This window comes from Rahnella sp. PD4 (genome assembly GCF_049199325.1).
GTDB classification, from domain to species: domain Bacteria; phylum Pseudomonadota; class Gammaproteobacteria; order Enterobacterales; family Enterobacteriaceae; genus Rahnella; species Rahnella perminowiae.
Genome location: NZ_JBLZQF010000001.1, coordinates 694,693 through 713,825 on the forward strand (window position 1 = coordinate 694,693; position 19,133 = coordinate 713,825).

Here is a 19,133-nt window from a genome sequence, read left to right on the forward strand (position 1 = left end):
ACCCCCGCCAACCGTTAAAAACGTACTCTCCCTTTTCATATGGACATTCACGCAATGAGTACAGAAATCCTTTCGGTCAAGGAAAAGATTGGATACGGATTAGGTGACGCCGCCAGTCATATCATTTTCGATAACGTCATGCTCTACATGATGTTTTTCTATACCGATATTTTCGGCATTCCGGCGGGTTACGTCGGTACAATGTTCCTGCTGGCCCGCGCACTGGACGCGATCTCGGACCCGTGCATGGGATTACTGGCAGACCGTACCCGCACGCGCTGGGGAAAATTCCGCCCTTATGTGCTCTTCGGCGCCATTCCTTTTGGCATCGTCTGCGTATTCACCTACACCACGCCGGAGCTAAGCATGACCGGCAAAATGATTTATGCCGCCATCACATATACCCTGCTGACGCTGATGTATACCGTGGTCAATATTCCTTATTGCGCTCTCGGCGGTGTGATTACCTCTGACCCGGCGCAGCGGATTTCGCTGCAATCGTACCGCTTTGTTCTCGCCACGGCAGGCGGCATGCTAAGTACCGTGCTGATGATGCCGCTGGTTAACTTTATCGGCGGTGAAAATAAAGCGCTCGGTTATCAGGGCGGGATTGCGGTACTGGCGATTGTCGCTGCCGTGATGCTGGCGATTTGTTTTGCCACGACCAAAGAACGTATTGACCCGGGCAAACCGACCGGCACCATGCGCGAAGACTTACGTGACATCTGGCACAACGACCAGTGGCGTATTGTCGGCCTGCTGACCATCCTCAATATCATGGCGGTCGCGGTTCGCGGCGGCGCCATGATGTATTACGTGACGTACATTCTCGGCAATCCGGTGCTGTTCGCCTGGTTCCTTGGCGTGTATTCCGTCGGCAACCTGATCGGCAGCGCACTGGCGAAGCCGCTTACCGACTGGAAATGTAAGGTCAGCGTTTTCTGGTGGACTAACGCCATTCTGGCGGTTCTGAGCATCGGCATGTTCTTCCTACCTGTTCACGGCAGCGTTGTGATGTTTATCTTTATCTTTATTATCGGCGTCCTCCATCAGCTCGTGACCCCGATTCAATGGGTAATGATGTCTGACACTGTCGATTACGGTGAATGGAACGACGGAAAACGCCTCACGGGTATCAGCTTTGCAGGCACTCTGTTTGTGCTGAAACTCGGTCTGGCACTGGCTGGTGCCATGATCGGCTGGATGCTGGCAGGTGCCGGTTATCAGTCCGGTGCTGCCACTCAAAACAGTGCCACCATGACCAGCATTGTCGCACTGTTTACGGTGGTTCCGGCCGTCTGTTATCTGCTGAGCGCCATCATCTGTAAACGCTATTACATTCTTCGCACCCCGCTGCTGCGCCGCATCCTTGATGAGGTCGCACAGGGCATCCGCCGTAATCAGCAAGAATTTATGAAATAAATCTGCTTTTGAAGAACTGAAACTGTTTTAACTGAACATGCCCAAAATCATTCGTGCTGAATCAAGAGGGCAACTCAGTGAATCCCCGGGAGCATACATAAGTATGTGGCCGGGGTTCGCGAAGGCAGCCAACGCAGAGTCAGTATGAAGGATGAAGGGCTAGAGGAGAAAAATTAATGAAAATCAGTGATGGTAACTGGTTGATCCAGGATGGATTGTCACTCACGCATCCGCTTCAGGTGTTTGAAGTACAACGCTCAGGAAATGAGATGGTGATTTACGCCGCGCCGAAAGATGCATCGGAACGCGCCAGCCAGCTCGACTCACCGCTGTTTACGCTGCGTTTCTTCTCACCGCAGACCGGCGTAATAGGTGTACGCATTACTCATTTTGATGGTGAAAGAGAGAAAGGCCCGCATTACGCGTTAATCCAAACCGACACACCAGAACTGCGTTTTGAAGATAACGATGAATTCGCCGCACTGCACAGCGGTGATCTCTGTGTTCGTGTGACCAAAGGCAATAACTGGACGCTGGATTTCCTGCGCAACGGCCGCCGGATCACCGGCAGTGTTGCGAAGTCTAACGGCTATGTGCAAGATGCGAAAACACAGAAAACCTACATGATGGAACGTCTGGATCTGGGCGTCGGCGAAACGGTTTACGGCCTGGGAGAGCGTTTCACCGCACTGGTTAAAAATGGTCAGACGGTTGAGACCTGGAACCGTGACGGCGGCACCAGCACAGAGCAATCCTACAAAAACATTCCGTTCTACCTGACGAACCGCGGCTATGGCGTGCTGGTGAATCATCCCGAATGTGTGTCTTTTGAAGTTGGCTCTGAAAAAGTCTCCAAGGTGCAGTTCAGCGTGGAAGGCGAGTATCTCGAATATTTTGTTATCGACGGCCCGACGCCGAAAAAAGTGCTCGACCGTTATACCCGCCTGACCGGCCGCCCTGCACTTCCACCAGCCTGGTCATTTGGCCTGTGGCTGACGACGTCGTTTACCACCAATTATGATGAAGCAACCGTCAACAGCTTTATTGACGGCATGGCAGAACGTGAACTGCCACTGCATGTTTTCCATTTTGACTGCTTCTGGATGAAGGCTTTCCAGTGGTGTGATTTCGAATGGGATCCGCAAACTTTCCCGGATCCACAGGGTATGTTGCAGCGCCTGAAAGCGCGCGGTCTGAAAATCTGCGTGTGGATCAATCCGTACATCGGCCAAAAATCGCCGCTGTTCCATGAGGGCAAAGTAAAAGGCTATCTGCTCAAACGCCCTGACGGTCGTGTCTGGCAGTGGGATAAATGGCAGGCAGGCATGGGGATTGTCGATTTCACCAATCCACAGGCCTGCGAATGGTACGCCGGACACCTGAAACGTCTGGTGGATATGGGAGTAGATTGCTTCAAAACCGATTTCGGTGAACGTATTCCTACCGATGTTATCTGGCACGACGGCAGTGATCCGCAGAAGATGCATAACCATTATGCGTTTGTGTACAACAAACTGGTGTACGAAACATTGCAGGATAAGCTTGGTGCCGATGAAGCAGTCCTGTTTGCCCGCTCAGCCTCGGTGGGCGCACAACAATTCCCGGTTCACTGGGGTGGTGACTGTTATGCCACTTACGAGTCCATGGCTGAAAGCCTGCGCGGCGGATTATCCATCGGGTTGTCCGGCTTTGGTTTCTGGAGCCATGACATTGGCGGCTTCGAAAACACCGCACCGGCACATATCTACAAACGCTGGTGCGCATTCGGCCTGCTCTCCAGTCACAGCCGCCTGCATGGCAGTAAATCCTATCGTGTGCCGTGGGTATATGACGATGAAGCCTGCGACGTGGTACGCCAGTTCACGCAGCTTAAATGCCGCCTGATGCCGTATCTCTACCCGGCATCTGCACAGGCCGCCAGTCATGGAACGCCGGTGATGCGCGCCATGATGCTGGAGTTCCCTGAAGATCCGGCATGCGATTATCTCGATCGCCAATATATGCTCGGTGACGACCTGCTGGTGGCCCCCGTTTTCAGCGAAGAAGGCGACGTCGATTTCTATCTGCCGCAAGGCCGCTGGACGCATCTTCTGAGCAACGACGTGGCTGAAGGCTCACGCTGGCATCGTCAGCAGCATGGCTTCGACAGTTTGCCGTTGTATGTCCGTCCGAATACCTTGCTGGCGCTTGGCAGCAATGATCAGAAGCCGGATTATGTTTACAACCAGCAGCCTCAATTCCATTTGTTCGAACTGGAAGAAGGCGCGGTCGCGGAAAGCGCGATCACGGATCTGAGCGGGAAAACCGTCTTCACTCTCAGCGCGGTGCGCAATGGCAACACCATCATTCTGACCAGTAAAGGCGACGCGCCAGGCTGGACGCTCTGTCTGCGTAATATTCAGCAGATAGCCGGTTTTAGTCAGGGCACATCAGCAATTCAGGCATCGGGCATCGTCCTGACACCCGAAGCGGGCTGTAAAGAGTTCGTGATTACGTTATAAAATTCATCAATAACCGGCCTCGCCGCCTTTCCGGGCTGCGGGGCTTTTTTATGCGGTGCCTAAACGTCCTGATAAACACTTTCGCCATGAATGCTACGGTATTCTTTAGGCGTCATTTCATAGCCTTTTTTAAATACTGAATAGAAATATTGCAGCGAGGGATAACCGCACATTTGCGAGATCTCATTGATGGAAATCGAGGTGGCGGCCAGCAGATTGCGGGCACGATCGAGTTTTTCTTCGTGGATCACTCCGTGAATCGTTTGCCCGGTTTCATCTTTAAAACGTTTCTCAAGGTTAGATCGCGACATGCCAATGGCATCCAGCACCTGCTCAACTTTAATCCCTTTGCAGGCGTGATAACGGATGTAATGCATAGCCTGAATGACGGCAGGGTCACGCAGTGATCGGAAATCCGTTGAACGACGCTCTACTACCTTCACCGGCGGCACCAGAATACGCTGTAACGGCAATTCGCGCTGATCCAACAACTGATGCAAAAGTTTCGCGGCGCGATAGCCCATCTGACGCGTGCCCTGTACTACGGATGACAACGCGACACGCGACAGGTAGCGCGTCAGTTCCTCATTATCGATACCAATGACGCAAAGCTTTTCTGGCACAGGAATATTCAGATGCTCGCATACCTGTAACAGATGCCGCGCCCGGGCGTCGGTGACAGCAATAATGCCGGTTTGCTGTGGCAGTGTCTGGATCCAATCCGCCAGCCGGTTCTGGGCGTGCTGCCAGTTTTCCGGTGCGGTTTCCATGCCCTGATAGACTACGCCCTGATACTGCTCGGCAGACACCAGCTTTCTGAACGCATGCTCGCGTTCCTGCGCCCAGCGCTTTCCCCCTGCATCAGGCAGACCGTAAAATGCAAAACGGTTAATCCCCTTTTCTTTCAGGTGCATAAAGGCCGCTTCAACCAGTGCGTAGTTGTCGGTAGCGATATAATGTACCGGCGGATAATCTTCTTCCTGATGATAGGAACCGCCCACGCCGACAATCGGCACGTTGAGACCTTCGAGCAACGTTTCAATTTCACGGTCGTCAAAATCGGCGATCACGCCATCACCTAGCCAGTCTTTAATGTTGTCGATGCGACAGCGGAAATCTTCCTCAATAAAGATATCCCAGTCACTTTGTGAGGCCTGAAGGTATTCACCTACGCCTTCGACGACCTGACGGTCATAGACTTTATTGGCGTTAAATAACAACGTGATCCGATAACGTTTTTCAAACATACCTGTTTCTCACCGATGATCTAATAGACTAAAGCCTCATTCATTTGCACTAATGAATGAGGCTGATTGGGTTGGTCAATAGCACAACACAAGGGCTTACGTAGATTTGGCATAGCGAATTTGTGAGGCTCCTCAGGTTTTCCTGAATGACAGTCCGCCATCACGGTGATCTTCGCTGACTTTATGCGCGCCGTTTGGTCGCAGAATCCATCCAGACCGCCAGCAGTAAAATCGCGCCTTTGACGATGTATTGCCAGAACGTCGGCACATCCAGCATACTCATGCCGTTATCCAGCGAGGCCATAATGAAAGCCCCCATAACGGCACCGGCCACGCTGCCAACACCGCCTGCAAGGCTGGTTCCGCCAATAACACAAGCCGCGATGGCATCCAGTTCCGCGATATTGCCCGCCGAAGGCGAACCAGCCCCCAACCGCGAACTGAGGATCAGACCGGCAATCGCTACCATCAGCCCGTTGATCGCAAACACCGCCAGTTTGCTGCGCTCCACGTTAACGCCGGATAACCGTGCCGCTTCTATGTTGCCGCCAATCGCATAAATACGGCGACCAAATGCAGTACGGGAGGCCATGAACATGCCGCCCAGCATCAGCGCCACCAGAATCAGCACGGGCGTCGGCACACCGCGATAATCATTGAGCAGGTAAATAGCCCCCAGCGCAATAATCGCAGTGAGAGCCTGACGGGTCACATCACTTTTTGCTGCTGTCAGCGGCAAACCCAGTGCCGCCCGCTGTTTGCGCCTGCGCCATTGCCAGCCAATGAACAGGGCCAGCGCAATGGCGCCAATACCAAAACCGAAAGAATCAGGCAGATAACTCTGACCAATTAATGACATGGCAGGGGTTGTCGGCGATACCGTGGTGCCGCTGGTGATACCAATCAGAATGCCGCGAAACGCCAGCATTCCGGCCAGGGTTACGATAAACGAGGGGACCTTGCGATACGCGACCCACCAGCCATTCCAGGCACCCAGTAACAATCCGAGCGCCAGTGTCACCACAATAGTGAGCGGCAACGGCCAGCCGAGCCAGACATCGAAAATTGCCGCCGCGCCACCGAGTAATCCCATCATGGAGCCGACTGACAGGTCGATTTCCGCCGAGATAATGACAAATACCATACCGACAGCCAGAATGCCGGTGATTGCCGTCTGGCGCAGCAGGTTAGACACGTTACGGGCACTGATATATGCGCCATCGGTGGTCACGCTGAAAAAGACAATAATCACCGCAATGGCCGCCAGCATGACGAATACCTGCAGGTTAATGCTTTTTAGTTTCTGTATCGAAAATAACACGTCAGCCTCATCGGGACGGGCTGACGCAGACGGGGTTCCCGGCTGTGGAAATTTAGACATAAGATTCACTCCTCAGTGCGGCTTCCATGACCTGTTCCTGACTTAAATTATTGTTATCCAGACAGGCTTTGACCTGCCCGAGATGCATCACTACTACCCGATCGCTGAGCCCCAGCACTTCGGGTAACTCTGATGAGATGACGATAATCGCCATTCCCTGCGCCGCGAGCTGGCCGATCAATTTGTAAATTTCATGTTTTGCCCCGACGTCGATCCCGCGCGTCGGTTCATCAAGAATGAGGATTTTAGGTTTGAGCAGCAGACACCTCGCCAGAATGGCTTTTTGCTGATTGCCACCACTGAGCCGCCCGATCGCCAGTTCGGGAGAAGATGTTTTGATTTTGAGTTGCTTCACTGACTCACTGATAGTGTGCTGTTCCTGGGCTTCGCGCAGAACACCGCCGCCGCTGAACTGACTTAACGCCGCCAGCGTAATGTTGCTGCCAACCGCCATCACCGGCACGATGCCGTCACGTTTACGGTCTTCAGGCACCATCGCCAGCCCGCGGCGCATCGCATCACGGCAATCGGTGATCTGCACTTTTGAACCTTGCAACCAGATATCTCCCGACCAGCGCCCGGGATAAACACCGTACAAACATTCCATCATTTCTGTTCTTCCGGCACCCACCAGCCCGGCGACACCCAGCACCTCGCCCTGCCGCAGGGTAAAACCGGCGTTATCCACCCGTTTGATATGCCGGTTAACCGGATGCCAGGCAGTGAGATTTTCCACCCGTAAAATTTCTTCACCGATCTGGCGTTCACGGGACGGAAAGAGTTCAGTCAGTTCGCGCCCCACCATCATGGCGATAATTTCTTTCTCAGATGTCCCTGCGGCATTGCAGGTGGCGATATGTCTCCCATCACGGATCACACACAGTTTGTCGGAAATGGCTTTGACTTCGTTGAGTTTGTGGGAAATGTAAATGCAGGCGATATCGTGATGACGCAGGTCACGAATGATATCGAGCAAAATCGCCGTTTCACTTTCGGTCAGAGACGCCGTCGGTTCGTCCAGCACCAGCAACCGGACCTGCTTGTTCAGCGCTTTGGCAATTTCAACCAGTTGCCGCTGCCCAAGGCCCAGTTCACCAACCCGTGTATGCGGGTCAATATTGAGTTTGACCTGCGCCAGCATGCGCTGGCAGCGCAAATACATTTTATCGGTATCGAGCATCCCGTAACTGCCCCACTCATTTCCCAGAAACATGTTTTCCAGTACGCTCAGTTGTTTTACCAGCGCGAGTTCCTGATGAATAATCGCAATTCCTTTTTGCTCGGTATCCCGGATACCCTTCGCTGTAAGCCGTTCTCCTGAAAAATAAATTTCACCTTCAAATGTGCCTTGCGGATAAATACCGCACAACACTTTCATTAATGTGGATTTACCTGACCCATTTTCACCGCACAGTGATAACACTTCTCCCGCAGATAACGTCAGGCTAATATTATCAACGGCTTTTACCACACCAAACCTCTTAGTGATATTGCGCATATCCAGCAACGGTAATTTTTCATATTGTTCTGGCATTTTCACCCCCGGCAGAAACAACACCTCCACAAGGAGGTGTTGTTTCCATAGAAAATATTGAAAAATTAAAGGTCTGACTTTTTGTGGAATCCATCAGCCACTACGGTGCTTTCAATATTACTTTTATCCACCTGAATCGGTGTCAATAAATAAGATGGCACCTCTTTTTTACCATTATTTAATGTGGCATTTGATTTAGGGGTTTCTCCTTTACCTAACTGCACTGCAATTTCTGCAGCATCATTGGCCAGTTTAGTAATTGGCTTGTAAACGGTCATGGTTTGAGTGCCGGCTTCGATTCGTTTAATTGCAGCAAGGTCGGCATCCTGCCCCGAAATAGCCACTTTCCCTGCCAGCCCTTGTGCTGACAGTGCCTGCACTGCGCCCCCGGCTGTTGCATCGTTAGATGCCACCACCGCATCAATTTTATTGTTGTTAGCGGTCAGGGCATTTTCCATAATTTTTAAGGCGTTTTCCGGCAACCACCCGTCAGCCCACTGATCGCCCACGATTTTAATCTTTCCGTCTTTGATGAGCGGATTCAGCACCTTCATCTGGCCAGCGCGGAACAGCTTGGCATTGTTATCCACCGGTGAGCCCCCCATCAGGAAATAATTTCCCTGCGGTACACGCTGAACCAGGCTTTGTGCCTGGAGTTCGCCGACTTTTTCATTGTCAAAAGAGATATAAAAATCAATATCCGCGTTGTTGATCATGCGGTCATACGCCAGCACTTTGATGCCTTCCTGCTTAGCTTCGGCAATCACGTTACTGAGCACTTCGCCGTTGTACGGAATGATGACCAGCACATCAACGCCGCGATTGATCATATTTTCAATCTGCGCCATTTGTGTTTCTTCATTGCCGTTGGCGGATTGCACAAAAACATCCGCTCCCAGCGTTTTGGCTTTAGCCACAAAAATATCACGGTCTTTTTGCCAGCGTTCTAAACGTAAGTCATCAATAGCCATGCCAATTTTAATTTCTTTCGCTAACCCTGACTGGCTAAAAAGCACTAATGCGGCACAGGCAGAAAGAATTACTTTATTCATTTTCATCATGTCAGACCTTTTATAAGAATAAGTAGAGGCAGATACAGAGAAGTATGTACAGCAATGACACAAGGATTGTTGTCGCTGGGTAATTAATCGGCAATTGCAGATTTTAATCACTGCATTACGATTTTTTGTTTATTTTAGGAACTATGATGGTGATCATGGTTTGATTGTAATACGCACAAGCCAGGTACTTTTATTATCGTGATGTCATGGAAAGCGGGTAAAAAATGACAAGAAAAAGGGTTATTTATGCGATCTGCCGCACACTTAATAATTCTATTAAATTGAGTGTGAAATAACGTAATTGTGAGATTAAACGTCAACTCCGAAGATAGAGCCTCAGCCTCCCAGTCCCGCTGGGCCCGTTTTCAAGGAGTTATCAATGCACGCATATTTCGACAAACTCGACGCAGTCCGCTACGAAGGTGCTAACAGCACTAACCCGTTGGCATTCCGTCATTACAACCCTGAAGAAGTGATCCTCGGCAAAACGATGGCTGAGCATCTGCGTTTCGCCGCCTGTTACTGGCATACATTCTGCTGGAACGGCAACGATATGTTCGGCGTGGGTGCCTTTGATCGCCCGTGGCAGCAAGCGGGCGATGCGCTGGAACTGGCTAAACGCAAGGCGGATGTTGCATTTGAATTTTTCCAGAAACTGAACGTCCCTTATTATTGCTTCCATGACGTTGACGTCTCGCCGGAAGGCGCATCAATTAAAGAATACGTGAATAATTTTGCCATCATGACCGATGTACTGGCGCAAAAACAGGAAGCCAGCGGGGTAAAATTATTGTGGGGTACAGCTAACTGCTTCACCCATCCACGTTACGGCGCAGGCGCAGCAACCAATCCTAATCCAGAAATTTATACTTGGGCCGCCGCACAGGTTGTGCACGCTATGAACGCCACCAAACAACTGGGCGGCGAAAATTACGTGCTGTGGGGTGGCCGTGAAGGGTACGAAACCCTGCTCAACACTGATCTTCGTCAGGAACGCGAACAGCTGGGTCGCTTCATGCAGATGGTGGTTGAGCATAAACATAAAATTGGTTTTCAGGGCACGCTGTTGATCGAACCCAAACCGCAGGAACCGACCAAACATCAGTACGATTATGATGTCGCTTCCGTGTATGGCTTCCTGAAACAGTTCGGTCTGGAAAAAGAGATTAAAGTGAATATCGAGGCCAATCATGCCACGCTGGCCGGTCACTCATTCCACCATGAAATTGCTAACGCAATTGCTCTCGGTATCTTCGGTTCCGTCGATGCTAACCGTGGCGACCCGCAATGTGGCTGGGATACCGATCAGTTCCCGAACAGCGTGGAAGAAAATGCACTGGTAATGTATGAAATCATCAAAGCAGGCGGTTTCACTACCGGTGGTCTGAATTTTGACTCGAAAGTTCGTCGCCAAAGCACCGATAAATATGACCTGTTCTACGGCCATATCGGCGGAATGGACACCATGGCGCTGGCGCTGAAAGTGGCAGCCCGTATGATTGAAAGCCGTGAGCTCGATAAGCACGTTGCCCAGCGTTACGCTGGCTGGAACACAGAATTAGGTCAGCAGATCCTGCAGGGCAAAATGTCACTGGAAACCCTGAGCAGCTATGCGCAACAAAATGCGCTGGCTCCTCAGCACCAGAGCGGTCAGCAGGAGCGTCTGGAAAATCTGGTTAACCGCTACCTGTTTGGTTAACCGGTTAAAATAAGTTGGCGCCCTGCCCGCTATTGGCGGAATTGCAGGGCGTTAAACGTTACAGGTTCGGATCAACAGATAAGGGAAAATTATGTATCTCGGATTAGATCTGGGCACCTCTGGCGTCAAAGCCATTTTGCTTAGCGAAGAAGGTGGGGTGGTCGCCAGCCACAGTGAGGCATTAACCCTTTCCCGCCCGCATCCGTTGTGGTCTGAGCAAAATCCTGCCGACTGGTGGGATGCAACGGACCGCGCAGTATCTGCACTGTCACAACAACACTCTCTGCGGGGTGTAAAAGCGATTGGCCTGACCGGTCAGATGCATGGCGCTACTCTGCTGGACGCACAGCAAAAAGTCTTACGTCCGGCCATTTTATGGAACGACGGTCGCAGTTTCAGCCAGTGTCAGCAACTGGAGGCGGAAGTCCCTACGTCCCGCCAGATCACCGGTAACCTGATGATGCCTGGTTTTACTGCCCCTAAGCTGCTCTGGTTGCGTAAAAACGAACCGGCTGTATTTGCTAAAATAAACAAGGTCTTGCTGCCAAAAGATTATCTGCGCTGGCTGATAACCGGCGTTTTCGCCAGCGATATGTCAGATGCCGCTGGCACCATGTGGCTGGATGTTGCCAGGCGCGACTGGAGCGACGCATTACTTACTGCAACCGGCCTGACCCGCGAACAGATGCCCGCTCTTTTCGAAGGCAACCAGATTACCGGGCATCTGCTGCCTGAAATCGCCTCACGCTGGAATATGGATTCCGTGCCCGTGATTGCCGGTGGTGGTGATAATGCGGCGGGTGCCGTCGGTGTCGGATTATACAAAACCGGACAAGCTATGCTTTCCCTCGGCACATCCGGTGTATATTTCGCCGTCAGCGACGGTTTCCTGAGTAATCCGCAGCAGGCAGTACACAGTTTCTGTCATGCGCTGCCGGATACCTGGCATTTGATGTCCGTCATACTTAGCGCCGCCTCATGTCTGGATTGGGCCGCAAACCTGACTGGCTCCGCATCCGTTGGCGAACTGATCAATCTGGCTGAAAAGGCTCCGGTCGCAAATGCACCCGTATGGTTTTTGCCGTATCTCTCCGGCGAGCGGACTCCGCATAATAACCCGAATGCCAAAGGTGTTTTGTTCGGTCTGACACATCAGCATGGCCCTGCGGATATCGCCCGTGCCGTTCTCGAAGGTGTCGGTTTCGCACTGGCTGACGGCATGGATGTGCTGCATGCAACCGGCCTGATACCGCACAGCGTCACCCTCATTGGCGGCGGTGCCCGCAGCCCGTACTGGCGTCAGATGCTGGCAGACATCAGCGGCAAAACGCTGGAATACCGCACGGGTGGCGACGTCGGCCCGGCACTTGGCGCAGCGCGTTTAGCGCAAATCGCCATGAATCCGGGAAAACCGCCGGAGCAGTTCCTGCCGGAACTGCCACTTGAGCAAGTGCATCAGCCGGATGCTGATAAGCACACTGCGTATGCGGAACGGCGGAAAGTGTTCAGGGAGTTGTATGTGAGACTTGAGGGATTGATGTAATGGCGGATTGGCCATCAGGGCAATGTCAATGAAGGCCTGATCGGGAAGATTTCGGTTTCTCAAGTGCAGCGGTCACCTGAAGCACAGTGCCGAAACCGACCAGAGGGGAAAAGCTTTTCCCCTCTGAACTCCCCTCGCTTTTTCAAACACGTGATCCGCGCGCCGGCTATGTTTCAGGTATCGCAGCGACAGGCTGGAAATCTTGCCGCTGCGCGGTGCCTTCTCTCGGTCCTGGAGCCTCTGGTCTCCAGGCCGCTCCGTTCAGCAAGATTCCTGAATCGCCCGCACGATCTTTAAATCAACGGCAGACTGTTTTTCATCTTTTAAAAGGTTGATTGGCGTGCTCAAAAATGGCACCGAATGAATGGTTCGAGACCTATGGCTCGAAGCCTGAAATTCGGGAATCGCGCAGCGATGACATTTTGCGCCACACACTGATGCACCAGAATATGTCCTTCATACCAGCGATAGCGCGCAATGGCCACACACTGATGCACCAGAATATGTCCTTCATACCAGCGATAGCGCGCAATGAAAAAAGCGCGGAGTCCAGAGGCCCGCGCGTTACCGGGTCTCTGGTCGGTGTGGGCCGACGCCCACGGTTTTGCAGTTGCAGTTAAAAATGACAGGTCAAGGGTAAATCCCCTTGAAGGTTGTCTTCTTCCTCGGCTCCGACATAATCCCCTCCAGCGCTTCGACACATTTCAGATAATGCGCTGTTTTTTTGTGCGCCAGTACAGCCTCGTTATCCTGATAGGCTTCATAGATAAAGAATCGTGTCGGTACCGACTCATCCTGCAGCACATCAAACCTGAGATTTCCCGGTTCCTTCACCGCGCCCAAATGATTAGCGTGAAATACCGCCAGGAACTCATCCACCTTTTCCGGGTGAATGTTAATTTCGACCAGTGTCACTTCCATGATTCACCCCTTTTCGCTCAGGAACAGTTCGTAGGCATGGACCACGCTGGCGTTTTCATGTACCACCGCCTTCACCGCTTTTAGCATCGCGACCGGCGATTCAGACTGGAAGATGTTGCGCCCCATATCCACTCCGGAAGCGCCCTGATCAATAGCCTGATAACACATCTCCAGCGCCTCACGTTCCGGCAGTTTTTTACCGCCTGCAATCACGATGGGTACCGGACATCCCGCTGCCACACGCTCAAAACCTTCATCGACGTAATAGGTTTTGATAATGTTCGCGCCCATTTCAGCAGCAATTCGGGTTGCCAGCGAGAAGTAACGCTGGTCACGCGCCATATCTTTACCCACACCGGTCACCGCCATGGTCGGCATGCCATAACGCATCCCCTGATCAACCAGCTGGATGATGTTTTTAATCGACTGATGTTCATATTCACTGCCGATATATACCTGTGCCGCCATTGCTGCGACATTCAGGCGCAGCGCATCTTCTATCGCTACCGCCACCGCTTCATTTGAGAGTTCAGTCAGGATAGAGTTACCGCCGGAAGCCCGCATCACTACGGGTTTGTTCACCGCAGCAGGCACCACGCTGCGCAGCACGCCACGGGTACACATCAGTACGTCAGTGTGCGCAAACAAAGGCGCAATATTAATGTCGATACGTTCAAGACCCGTCGTCGGCCCCTGAAAATAGCCATGATCAAATGCCAGCATAACCGTCCGGCCTGAATGAGGATTGAAAATCCGCGCCAGCCGCGATTGCATTCCCCAGTCAAGCTGACCGCTGCCTTTAAGGAAGAATGCATGATTGTCCTGCGGCGTGCCGATGCCGAAATTTTTACCGTCTCTGATATCGTCCAGATCTGCCATTTCATTTTCTCCTTACTCGTCAGAAGTCATATTTGCCAATGTTGTCTTTGGTGAAGACCACGCGTTCGGGCAGTAAAACGATGCCGTTACCTTTGGCCTCATACTGGTAGCCCTGCACACTGTTCGGTACCACTTCCACCGCTCCGACGTCCGGCACATCCAGTTTGTCGCCCACGTTAAGCTCGCCTTTTTTCAGTAACTGATCAGCAACGTAAACCGAAATCTTGCCCTGACTGACCACATCCCACAGGCCAAACTGTTTCACCGTGCCGCGTTCAACATACGGCCGCATAACGTTTGGTGTGCTGAAGCCGACGATAGTCACGTTCGTCCGTTTAAGATTTTCCGCCGCCTGCGCGGCTGCCGGTAATGCGTTGGCATCAGGCGCAATGATTGCGTCGAGGTCCCCGTAGGATTTAAGGATACCTTCGGCGGTTTGTAGCGATTTGGTGGCGTCGTTATAGCCGTATTGTGTGGTGACGATTTCCCAACCCGGATGCTCTTTGGCGATTTTGGTTTTTGCCTCTTTCACCCACTGGTTCTGGTCGGTAACCGTCGGGCTGGAATAAAAAAACGCCACCTTGGCCTTTTCTTTTTTCACCTGACTGGAGGTCATATCCACCAGCATCGAGCCAAGTTGCTGCGGCGTGCCCTGATTGATGTAAATCGAGCGGCATTCCGGTTTGGTATCAGAATCCCAGGTCAGCACTTTCACGCCACGTTGCATGGCACGTTTGAGCGCCGGGCACAGACCATCGGGTGACACTGCAGCAACCACAATCGCGTTATATCCCTGATTGACGAAGTTGTTGATCATCTGCACCTGACCGGACACGCTCGGTTCCGTGGGCCCGTCATAGGTCACGTCTGCCCCCAACGCTTTACCGGCGGCCATTGCGCCGTTACCCCCACTGGTGAAATAACCGACGCCCACCAGTTTTGGAATAAACGCGATGCGTTCAGCCGCCTGCGCATTGAGGCAGGCCAGGCTTACAGCACTGGCAATTAATAAGGTTTTCAAACAATTGGATTTCATTATTCACCCCGGCTTATTGAGAAATAGATGGTTTCGACGTCAAGGAAGAAGAAGACGCAGACCCGCGCTGGCGATAACGCTGGAATACACTGCGGATAAGATCACGATTGAGACTGGCAGAACGGCCAATAACCACCAGGATCAGCAGTGCCCCCGAAAGTGCGCTTGATACCTGGCTCGATACGCCAACCATCTGCAACCCCTGCTGGAGATAGCCGATCAGCAGCGTCGCCAGCGCCGTGCCGAGAATAGAGCCTGAACCGCCGTAGATATTGGCGCCGCCGAGCACCACAGCGGTAATCGCCGGCATCAGCAAAGCATTGCCGAGATCAGAACGGGCTGAGCCGAAGTATGAAGTCATCAGAATGGCGGCCACAGCAGATGCCAGCCCGGTCATGCCGTATAACGCGAAAACTGTGCGACTGACCGGCAGCGCGCCATAACGCGCCACACGCGAATTCTGACCGATAAGAAACACGTTGCGGCCGGTGCGACTGCGGTGCATCAATAGCCAGAATAAAAGTGTGGCGGCCAGGAAAATCAGCAGTGGCACCGGCACGCCGATGACCACCAGATTGGCGAAATTGGTAAAGGTATCTGGAAAATTACCGATGCCTTCAAAACCCGTTGCGCCCGCCAGTCCGGAAAGCAGCAAGGCGCTGCCGCCGAACAGATAAAGTGTGCCGAGCGTAATAACCAGCGGATTAACGCCGGTATAAAGGATCAGTGCTGCATTCAGTAAACCGCAGGCAGCGCCGAGCGCCAGCGTAAGGGGTATCGCCAGTACCAGCGGTACGTGTGCCTGAAATAATACGCCGAGCGCGATGGCGCACAGACCGATGGTTGAACCGAACGAAATGTCTATGCCGCCGCTGACAATCACCAGCGTCAGCGGCAACGCCACGATGCCGATGGTGATGAAATCGCTGGTGCTGAACAGCAGCGTACTGGCATCCAGCATGCGCGGATTGGCGACACCGAACAGTAAAATTTCCACGATCAACAGCGCCAGCAGCGCCGCTTCCCAGCCATATTGTTGCAGTTTGTTCATTACACCACCCCGCTCTTTTTGCCGGTACTTAACCGCCGCGTGAGATTTTTTTGCGGCTGTGATTTACGTTCAGAAGGTTTCTTTGGTGGCGGCTGAGTGGCAGAAAGAAAACGGGCGTATTTCTGGCGGCGCAGGTTTTTCTGCAAGGCCTGACGCAATCTGCCGTCGAACACCAGTACGGCCAGCAACACCAGACCGGCGATGAAATCGTTCCACCAGGCCGGAAAACGTAACAGCACCAGCACACTGTCGATTTGTGTGAGGAAATACGCCCCGAGTACGGCACCCAGTATTGAACCTGTACCACCGAGCAGGCTAATGCCGCCAAGGACACAGGCTGCGATAGCTTTCATCTCCAGCCCGCTGCCGGTCTGATTGGGCACGAAACCAATTTGCGAGGCGAATACGATCCCGGCAATGGCAGCCATCATGCCGTTAATGCCGAATGCAAGAATGCGTACACGGTTAACCGCCACGCCGAGCTGCCGTGCACCCTGTAAATTGTCACCAACAGCGTAGAAGCTGCGCCCGAATGTCGTGCGTCCGAGTATCCAGAACATCACCGCCAGCAATACAATGACCAGCCAGCCGAGCGAAGACACACTCAGGAAAACCGGTTCAGATAAAGATTTCAGCCCGGCGGGTAAGCCTTCAATCCATTTACCGCCGGTCATCAGCAGCATCAGACCGCGGTATAAGCCCAGCGTACCGAGAGTGGCAACGATTGCCGGAATACGCAGCCACGCGACCAGCACACCATTGAATAATCCGGCCAGTAAACCGGTGCCGAGAGTGAGCAGACAGGCCAGCGACAGGTTCATACCGCCGTTAAGCAGGACGCCCAGCGTTACGGCGCACAACCCCGTAACGGAGCCGACCGAAACGTCGATATTGCGGGTCAGCATGACGACGGTTGCCCCCATTGCCAGCAACATCAGGATCTGCGCACTGCCGAAAATCATGCCCAGCGTCTGGAAGCTGAATGACTGACTGTCCATCGTACCGAGCAAGGCAAACAGCGCAATAATCGCTATCAGCGCCGTCAGTTCACGGTTGTTTTGTATCCGCTTCAGCATGAGGTTCCTCCGGTAGCGGGAGTGTTGGCATGATTACCAAACGCAATGTGCATGATGTTGCTGACGTTGATGTCGCTGCCCTGCAACTCGCCGCTCATTTCGCCCTGATGCATGACGAATACCCGATCCGCCAGCCCTTCGATTTCATCCAGATCAGAAGAAATCAGGATCACTGCAACGTTCTGTTGCACCACGCTGCGCAACAGCTGGTAAATGTCAGCACGTGCTGACACATCCACGCCGCGCGTTGGTTCATCGACAATCAGCACCGCAGGTTGTGCTTCCAGGCATTTAGCAATAAGCAGTTTTTGCTGATTTCCGCCGGAAAGTGTGCGGGCGGTTTGTGCACCGTCGCGGTATTTAATACCCAGCGCACGGTGATAACGTTCCAGCACGGCGGCTTCACGTTTGATATTTAGCCACCAGCTCTGACGGTTGAAGGTCAGTGATGTGGTGTTCCAGCTTAATGGTGCATCGAGATAGAGGCCGGACGCCTGGCGGTCTTCCGGCAGATACACCAGCCCCTTTTTCAGCCGCTGTAATGTGTTCATTCCGCTGATGTCTTGTTGCATCAGTACAACCTGACCACTTTGCGCCCCGCGCAGGCCATACAGGGTTTCGGCCAGTTCCGTACGTCCTGCGCCCACCACACCTGCCAGCCCGACGATTTCTCCTGCGCGGGCGCTGAATGAAATATTGATAAACCCTTCGCCGGTCAGGTTTAGTACCTGTAAGACGGGCTCACTGCCGGCCCTATCACGCCGGGAGCCGGGTAAATCCAGCCACAGCTTTTGTTCTGCCGGCAGCGCGGTGTCCTGTGAATGCGGGGTAATGGCACAGATCAGCGCATCGTTATCCAGTTCGGCAAGCCTGCCGCTGAGCGCAATTTTGCCATCACGCATCACACTGACCCGGTCCGCAATGGCTCGAATTTCAGGCAGTTTGTGCGAGATAAACACCACGCCGACACCCTGTCCGGTGAGATGCCGGACCTGGGTGAATAAACGGGCGGATTCTGCCGGTGTCAGCGAGGCGGTCGGTTCATCAAGGATCAACAGTCGCGCGTCACGCATCAGCCCGCGCAGAATTTCCACCAGTTGCTGATCGGCCACTTCAAGGGTTCCGGCCAGCGCACCCAGCGGTAAATTGCAGCCCAGCCCAGTGAGCGTCTGCTGCAATTTTTTTTCGCTTGCCTGATGTGCAGGCAGACGGAAAAGAATGTTTTCGCGCACGGTCAGACTGGGGAACAGCATCGGCTCTTGCGGAACCAGATAAATCCCTGCCTGATGTGCTTTCGCCGGTGACAGCGCCAGTAAAGGTTCGCCGCCAAGCAGTAACGTGCCGCAATCGGCCATTTCTACACCGGCAATAATTTTCATCAGTGTCGATTTACCTGCCCCGTTGCCGCCCAGCAGCGCGTGGACTTCTCCGTACAGCAGGCTGAAATCGATGTCTTTCAGCACCGCCACACCGGAGAAGCTTTTACTGACACCGCTGACCTGCAACAGCAGGTCCGTGGTTTGCAGGTCTGCTGATAACTGTTTGCTGCTCTGCATACACCGGCCTCTGGCTTGATACATTTATTGAACAAATGTATTTATGATTTAACATTGTTCATAAAACTAGACCGAGGCGACAGGGAAAACTTTTGTACTGATCACAGTTTGTTCAACTCATATACTCTGCGTTATGATTCAGGCGGTAATCATTTGAATTTTGCCAAACACATCACAGTTAACAACATTTCGTTAACGAACAATTGATCTACATTTTGATAAGTGT

Annotated in this window: 14 protein-coding genes; 4 read left to right on the forward strand and 10 right to left on the reverse strand. The window is 52.7% G+C overall.

The features are described from left to right. Positions 1-54: 54 nt before the first annotated feature. Entirely contained in the window at positions 55-1,422 is a 1,368-nt protein-coding gene (locus tag ACOZIO_RS03055) for a glycoside-pentoside-hexuronide family transporter (protein ID WP_129951526.1), read from the forward strand. A gap of 176 nt (positions 1,423-1,598) precedes the next feature. Further along, positions 1,599-3,923 carry an alpha-xylosidase gene (gene yicI / locus ACOZIO_RS03060; RefSeq protein ID WP_421594925.1) on the forward strand — a complete coding sequence of 775 codons (2,325 nt, stop codon included), beginning with the start codon at positions 1,599-1,601 and terminating at the stop codon, positions 3,921-3,923. Between the two features lie 59 nt (positions 3,924-3,982). On the opposite strand, the gene xylR is transcribed toward yicI, so the two are convergent. The 4 genes from xylR to xylF all read right to left on the reverse strand — a co-directional run bounded on the left by xylR (position 3,983) and on the right by xylF (position 9,143). Beyond that, positions 3,983-5,170, reverse strand: coding sequence for a D-xylose utilization transcriptional activator XylR (gene xylR, locus ACOZIO_RS03065; RefSeq protein ID WP_129951528.1), 1,188 nt, complete (start codon positions 5,168-5,170; stop codon positions 3,983-3,985). Positions 5,171-5,351: 181 nt separating this feature from the next. Next, positions 5,352-6,551 carry a xylose ABC transporter permease XylH gene (xylH, locus tag ACOZIO_RS03070; RefSeq protein WP_129990378.1) on the reverse strand — a complete coding sequence of 400 codons (1,200 nt, stop codon included), beginning with the start codon at positions 6,549-6,551 and terminating at the stop codon, positions 5,352-5,354. Continuing rightward, the gene (locus ACOZIO_RS03075; RefSeq protein WP_129951530.1) at positions 6,544-8,085 is read right to left on the reverse strand and encodes a xylose ABC transporter ATP-binding protein; all 1,542 of its coding nucleotides are present in this window, start codon (positions 8,083-8,085) and stop codon (positions 6,544-6,546) included. Before ACOZIO_RS03075 ends, xylH begins: the two co-directional genes overlap by 8 nt. A 65-nt stretch (positions 8,086-8,150) precedes the next feature. Next, positions 8,151-9,143 (reverse strand): D-xylose ABC transporter substrate-binding protein, encoded by a 993-nt coding sequence (xylF, locus tag ACOZIO_RS03080; RefSeq protein WP_129952122.1) that lies wholly within the window; start codon positions 9,141-9,143, stop codon positions 8,151-8,153. Positions 9,144-9,525: 382 nt separating this feature from the next. On the opposite strand from xylF, the gene xylA reads away from it, so the two are divergent. Both xylA and xylB read left to right on the forward strand, forming a co-directional pair. After that, entirely contained in the window at positions 9,526-10,845 is a 1,320-nt protein-coding gene (gene xylA / locus ACOZIO_RS03085; protein WP_129951531.1) for a xylose isomerase, read from the forward strand. Positions 10,846-10,936: 91 nt separating this feature from the next. After that, positions 10,937-12,388 (forward strand): xylulokinase, encoded by a 1,452-nt coding sequence (gene xylB, locus ACOZIO_RS03090; protein ID WP_235172927.1) that lies wholly within the window; start codon positions 10,937-10,939, stop codon positions 12,386-12,388. Between the two features lie 630 nt (positions 12,389-13,018). On the opposite strand, the gene lsrG is transcribed toward xylB, so the two are convergent. From lsrG to lsrA, 6 genes are read right to left on the reverse strand one after another with little or no spacing between them, the layout of a single operon-like run. Next, entirely contained in the window at positions 13,019-13,309 is a 291-nt protein-coding gene (gene lsrG / locus ACOZIO_RS03095; protein ID WP_129990380.1) for a (4S)-4-hydroxy-5-phosphonooxypentane-2,3-dione isomerase, read from the reverse strand. Between the two features lie 3 nt (positions 13,310-13,312). After that, positions 13,313-14,188, reverse strand: a complete 876-nt coding sequence (gene lsrF, locus ACOZIO_RS03100) for a 3-hydroxy-5-phosphonooxypentane-2,4-dione thiolase (RefSeq protein WP_129990381.1) — start codon at positions 14,186-14,188, stop codon at positions 13,313-13,315. Between the two features lie 19 nt (positions 14,189-14,207). Next, complete coding sequence (gene lsrB, locus ACOZIO_RS03105; protein ID WP_129951535.1) at positions 14,208-15,224, reverse strand: autoinducer 2 ABC transporter substrate-binding protein LsrB; 1,017 nt, start codon at positions 15,222-15,224, stop codon at positions 14,208-14,210. A gap of 13 nt (positions 15,225-15,237) precedes the next feature. Continuing rightward, positions 15,238-16,275 (reverse strand): autoinducer 2 ABC transporter permease LsrD, encoded by a 1,038-nt coding sequence (gene lsrD, locus ACOZIO_RS03110; RefSeq protein WP_129951536.1) that lies wholly within the window; start codon positions 16,273-16,275, stop codon positions 15,238-15,240. Further along, entirely contained in the window at positions 16,275-17,351 is a 1,077-nt protein-coding gene (lsrC, locus tag ACOZIO_RS03115) for an autoinducer 2 ABC transporter permease LsrC (RefSeq protein ID WP_129951537.1), read from the reverse strand. The genes lsrD and lsrC overlap by 1 nt, the downstream gene beginning before the upstream one ends. Beyond that, positions 17,345-18,907 (reverse strand): autoinducer 2 ABC transporter ATP-binding protein LsrA, encoded by a 1,563-nt coding sequence (gene lsrA / locus ACOZIO_RS03120; RefSeq protein WP_129951538.1) that lies wholly within the window; start codon positions 18,905-18,907, stop codon positions 17,345-17,347. Before lsrA ends, lsrC begins: the two co-directional genes overlap by 7 nt. Between the last annotated feature and the right edge of the window lie 226 nt (positions 18,908-19,133).